The following is a 5,704-nucleotide window of genomic DNA, read 5'->3' as shown; positions in this document are numbered from 1 at the left end:
CGGCCGACGAACATCAGCTGCCCGTCCGCCGTCCACTTCACCAGGTCACCGGTCCGGTACATCCGCTCACCACCGGACCCGTACGGGCAGGCGACGAACCGCTCTCCCGTCAGCCCCGGACGGCCCAGATAGCCCCGGGCCACACCCGCACCGGCCACATACAGCTCACCGGCAACACCCACCGGGACGGGGGCGAGGGTTCCGTCCAGCACGAACACCCGCGCATTGGCGATCGGCCCACCGATCACCGGCTGGTCCCCCGCCGACAGCGGGCCGGACATCGACGCACAGACGGTGGTCTCCGTCGGACCGTAGGCGTTGATCAGTTCGCGGCCGGGTGCCCAGCGGTCGATCAGTGCGGCGTCGAGGGCCTCACCCGCCGACACCAGCGTCCTTACCGTCGCGAGGTCCGGCTCGGCCAGGGATCCGAGGACCACGGGCGGCAGCGTCGCATGGGTCACGCCATGGCGTGCCACGACGTCTTCCAGTCCGCTGCCGGGGACGAGTTGTCCGGCCGGGGCGACCACCAGGGCGGCGCCGGCGCCGAGGGCCATCAGGATCTCCCAGGTCGCCGCGTCGAAGCCGATGGACGCGAACTGGAGCACCCGGGCGTCGCCGTCGACGGCGAACCGGCGGATCTGGGCGGTGGCGAGGTTGACCGTTCCGCCGTGGGTGAGGGCGACGCCCTTCGGTGTCCCGGTCGAGCCCGATGTGTAGATGACGTACGCCAGGGAGTGCGGGCCGACGGTGGTGCCGGGGGCCGTGCCGGGGAGGGCCGCGATCCGCTCCCGTACCGCCGGATCGTCCAGGTGGACGGTTTCGACCCCCACCGGTACGTCTGCCAGGGCCTCGGTGAGTGCCGTGGCTTCGGTTCCGCTGGTGAGAACGGTGGCCGCGCCGCTGTCGGCGACCATGAACGCGATGCGCTCGGCCGGATGCCGGGCATCGAGCGGCAGATACGCCGCCCCCGCCTTCAGCACGGCCAGGATCGCCGTCACCAGACCGGCACCCCGCGGCAGGCACAAACCCACCACCGACTCCGCACCCACACCCCGGCCCACCAGATAATGCGCCAGCCGGTTCGACGCCGCGTCCAGCTCCCCGTACGACACCTCCGCACCGTCACCGACGACCGCCGGCGCGTCGGGAGCCGCAGCCACCCGACCCGCGAACAGGGCGAGGGCGGTCGGTGCCGCTGCTTCGGCGGCCGAGGCGTTCCAGGTGTCGAGGATCAGTTCGCGTTCGCCGGAGTGCAGGACGTCCACGGCGGTGAGCCGGGTGCCGGGGGCCGCGGTGACCAGGTCGAGGACCCGGGCGAGACGGTCCGCGAAGGCCTCGACCGTCGAGGCGTCGAACAGGTCGACGGAGCCGGTCAGCGACCCGCGGAGCCCGGCGGGGCGGCCGTTCTCGTCGTACGACTCCCCGATCATCACGTCGATGTCGCACTTGACCGAGGCCGCCAGGGTGGCTTCGACACCGGCGACCGCCGTGGTTTCGACGCCGGGCAGCCGCAGCGCGGTCCGCTCGGTGTTCTGGAGGGTGAGGACGGTCTGGAAGAGCGGGTGGCGTGACATCGACCGTTCGGGGGCCAACTCCTCCACCAGCTTCTCGAAGGGGACGTCCTGGTGGGCGAAGGCCCCGAGGCTCGCCTCCCGGACCCGGCCCAGCACCTGCCGGAACTCCGGATCACCGGAGAGGTCGGTCCGGATCACGAGGGTGTTCAGGAAGAAGCCGACGAGATCGTCCAGGGCCTCGTCGCCGCGGGCCGCGACGCCGGAACCGATCGGGATGTCCGTACCGCCGCCGAGCCGGGAGAGGGTGACCGCCAGGGCGGCCTGGAGGACCATGAACACGGTCACGCCCTCGGTCCGGGCGAGGTCCGTGATCCGCCGGTGGACCTCGGCGGGGACCCGCAGGGGGACCCGGTGCCCCTGGTGGCCCGCCGTCGCGGGCCGGGGCCGGTCCACGGGCAGGGGCAGTTCCTCGGGCACTCCGCCGAGCGCCTGCCGCCAGTACTCGACCTGTGCGGCGAGGGGGCTCGCCGGGTCGTCCTCGTCGCCGAGGAGTTCGCGCTGCCAGAGGGTGTAGTCGGCGTACTGGACCGGCAGCGGCTCCCAGTCCGGGGCCCGCCCGGCGAGGCGTGCCGCGTAGGCGGCCGACAGATCACGGCCGAGCGGTCCCATCGACCAGCCGTCGGACGCGATGTGGTGCATCACGACGACGAGGACCTGCTCGTCCGGTCCCGCGACGAAGAGCGACGCGCGGAAGGGCAGTTCGGCGGCGAGGTCGAAGGCGTGCCGGGAGGCCCGTCCGGCGGCGGCCGCCAGTTCACCGAACGCGGCCTCGGTGACCTCCAGCTCCCAGTCGAGGTCACCGGGGTCGACGATGTGCTGGTACGGCTCGCCGTCGACGGCCGGGAAGACCGTCCGCAGGGACTCGTGCCTGCCGAGGACATCGCGCAGCGCGGCGTCCAGCGCGGCCGTGTCCACACCGCTCAGCCGGATGGGGACCGTGACGTTGTAGGTGGCGCTCGGCCCTTCCAACTGGGCGAGGAACCACAGCCGCCGCTGGGCGAAGGAGAGCGGCACCCGCTCGGGCCGGTCCGCCGCCGTGAGCGGGGCACGTGACCGCCCCGGCATCTCGGGCAGCCGGGCCGCGAGGCCCGCGACGGTCGGGGCGGCGAAGAGGGTACGGAGTTCGACCTCGGCGCCGAGTACGGTACGGATGCGGGAGAGCAGGCGGACCGCCAGCAGGGAGTGCCCGCCGAGCCGGAAGAAGTCGTCGTCGACGCCGACCGACTCCAGGCCCAGCACTTCGGCGAAGGCAGCGCAGAGCAGTTCTTCCTGGACGGTGGCCGGCGCCCGGCCCTTGCCCGTGGCGTACTCGGGCGCGGGCAGCGCACGGCGGTCGATCTTGCCGTTCACCGTCAGGGGCAGTTCGGCCAGGGTGACGAACGCCGCCGGGACGAGATGGTCCGGCAGCCGTGCGGCGAGGAAATCGTGGAGGTCGTGGAAGTCGTGGAACCCCTCGGCTCCGGCCGCGAGGTCCCCGGCCATGGGGTCCCCGGCCGCGGGCTCTGCGACCGCGGGCTCCCCGGTGACGGTGTAGGCGACGAGGCGGCGGTCGCCGGGGGTGTCCTCCCGGACCATCACTACCGCCCGGCGCACCTCGGGGTGGGTCAGGAGTACGGCTTCGACCTCACCGGGCTCGATCCGGAAACCACGGATCTTCACCTGGTCGTCGGCCCGGCCGACGAAGACGAGTTGCCCGTCCGCCGTCCACTTCACCAGGTCACCGGTCCGGTACATGCGCTCGCCGCCGGTGCCGTACGGGCAGGCGACGAACCGCTCTCCCGTCAGCCCCGGCCGCCCCACATACCCGCGGGCCACACCCGCACCGGCCACATACAGCTCACCCGCGACCCCCACCGGGACGGGAGCGAGGGTTCCGTCCAGCACGAACACCCGCGCATTGGCGATCGGCCCACCGATCACCGGGTCGTCGCCCGCCGACAGGGGATCCGACATCGACGCACAGACCGTGATCTCGGTGGGGCCGTAGGCGTTGATCAGCCGTCGGCCCGGTGCCCAGCGGTCGATCAGCGCGGCGTCGAGAGCCTCACCCGCCGACACCAGTGTCCGGACCGTCGCCAGGTCGCCGTCGGCCAGGACGGCGAGTACGGCCGGGGGCAGGGTCACATGGGTCACCGCGTGCCGTGCGAGCAGTTCGGCCAGGCCGCCGCCGGGGACCAGTTCACCGGCGGGTGCCACGACCAGCGCGGCGCCGGAGGTCAGGGCCATCAGGATCTCGGAGGTTGCCGCGTCGAAGCCGATGGACGCGAACTGGAGCACCCGGGCGTCGCTGTCCACGGCGAACCGTTCGATCTGGGCGGCAGCAAGGTTGACCGCGCCGCGGTGGGCGACCGCGACCCCCTTGGGCACGCCCGTCGAACCGGAGGTGTAGATCACGTATGCCGTCGCGGCCGGGTCCGTGGCCCCGTCGGGAGCGGTGGCGGGGCAGTCGGCCAGCAGCGTCGATATGCCGGGGTCGTCGAGGTCGACCAGGGGAACTCCGGCTGAGTGCTCGCCCAGGGCGCCGGCGGTCCCGAGCACAAGACGCGCCCCGCTGTCGCCCAGCAGGAAGCCGATCCGCTCGGCCGGGTACTCCGTGTCGATCGGCAGATAGGCCGCCCCCGCCTTCAGAATGCCCAGGACGGCCGTGATCAGCCGCGGGCCGCGCGGCAGGCAGAGCCCGACGACGGCGTCGGCGCCGACGCCCCGGCGGCGCAGGAGATGGGCGAGGCGGTTGGCCTGCGCGTCCAGTTCGCGGTATGTCAGTACCGCGTCGTCGGCAACGAGGGCGGGGGCGTCCGAGGTCGCCGCCACCTGGCGGGCGAACTCCTCGGTCACGGTGCTTTCGGGCGCGCTCCCGGCGGATTCGTTCCACCCGGTCAGCAGGCGCCGCAGCTCGTCCCGGCCCAGTACGCCGATGGCGCGGAGGGCCGTGTCCCGGCCACCGCCCAGGCTCTCGTCCAGGGCTCGCAGGGCGCTCTCCACCGCGGTGCACAGGAGGTGGCCCACGGCACGCGGGTCGAGTGCGCGAACGGTCTGCACGCTCAGGCTGAGACCGTCGCGGCCCAGGTCGTTGACGGACATCGCCAGTGGATAGTTGGTGCGTTCCTGGGCGAAGACGGCCCGGAGGCCCGTCACGGGCTGTTCCCCGGTCTCCGGGCCGCCGTCTCCGGCGCGCCCGTCCGTGGGTCCGGTTGTGGGTCCGGCCGGGGTTCCGCCGGGGGTGCTGCCACGGTTGCCGTCGGGGTTGCCGTCGGTGGCGGTAATGAAGCGGTAGTTGAACAGCGAGGTGAAGAGCGGTGTGTTCTCCGGTACGCCGCTGCTCTGCTGGGCAAGGGCAAGGGGTGCGTGTTCGTGTTCGAGGAGTTCCGCCAGTTGGGTCCGCATCTGCTCGACGGCTTCGCGAATGCCGACGCCGGCCGTCCGGACCCGTACCGGAAGGGTGTTGATGAACGGTCCGAGGACCCGGTCGGCACCAGCGCCCGCGTTCATCCGGCCGAAGAGCACGGTGCCGAAGACGACGTCGTCACGGCCCGAGAGAACAGCCAGGACCCTGGCCCAGACCACGTGCAGGACGGTGGCCGGGCTGGCACCGAGGCGCCGTGCGACGTTACGCAACCGCGCGGCGAGGGCGTCGTCGACGGGAACGGTCTCCGACACCACGTCGCTGCCGTCGCCGCGGACGTCGAGAATCCCGTACGGCGCGGTCGGCTCGGTGACATCGCCCAGCAGCTCGGCGAAGAAGCGCTCGTGTTCGGAGCGGGAGACCGCCCGGGTCCGGGCGACGAAGTTCCTGAACGGAAGGGCGGGGGCCAGCCGGTCGGTCCGCCCGGCGAGTACCGCCCGCAACTCCTCCAGCAGCACATCCATGCCCAGGTGGTCCTGGACCATATGGTGCATACGGATGAGGCCCAGGCGGCGGCCGTCGGGCAGGGCGGCCGTGTGGAGGTCCATCAGTGGGGCCCGGCCCAAGTCCAGCACGGTTCCCACGGTGGCCACGAACGCGTCGACGGTGGCGGCCGGGTCGGCGGATGCAGCGGAGTCGACGGCGAGCGTGTGCTCGACGACGGGGAAGGTCGCGCGGCGCCGGACGACCTGGACCGGCTCGCGCAGACCGTCCCAGACGATGCCCG

The 5,704-nt window shown here is 72.7% G+C and carries 1 protein-coding gene; it reads right to left on the bottom strand.

All coding sequences use genetic code 11. The features are described 5' to 3' along the window. The coding region (locus ACWDR0_RS34380) for an amino acid adenylation domain-containing protein (protein ID WP_456355765.1) at nucleotides 1-5,704 on the bottom strand (5,704 nt) is incomplete at both ends.

Source organism: Streptomyces sp. NPDC003691 (assembly GCF_053981115.1).
This window is presented reverse-complemented; position numbering and strand designations above follow the sequence as displayed.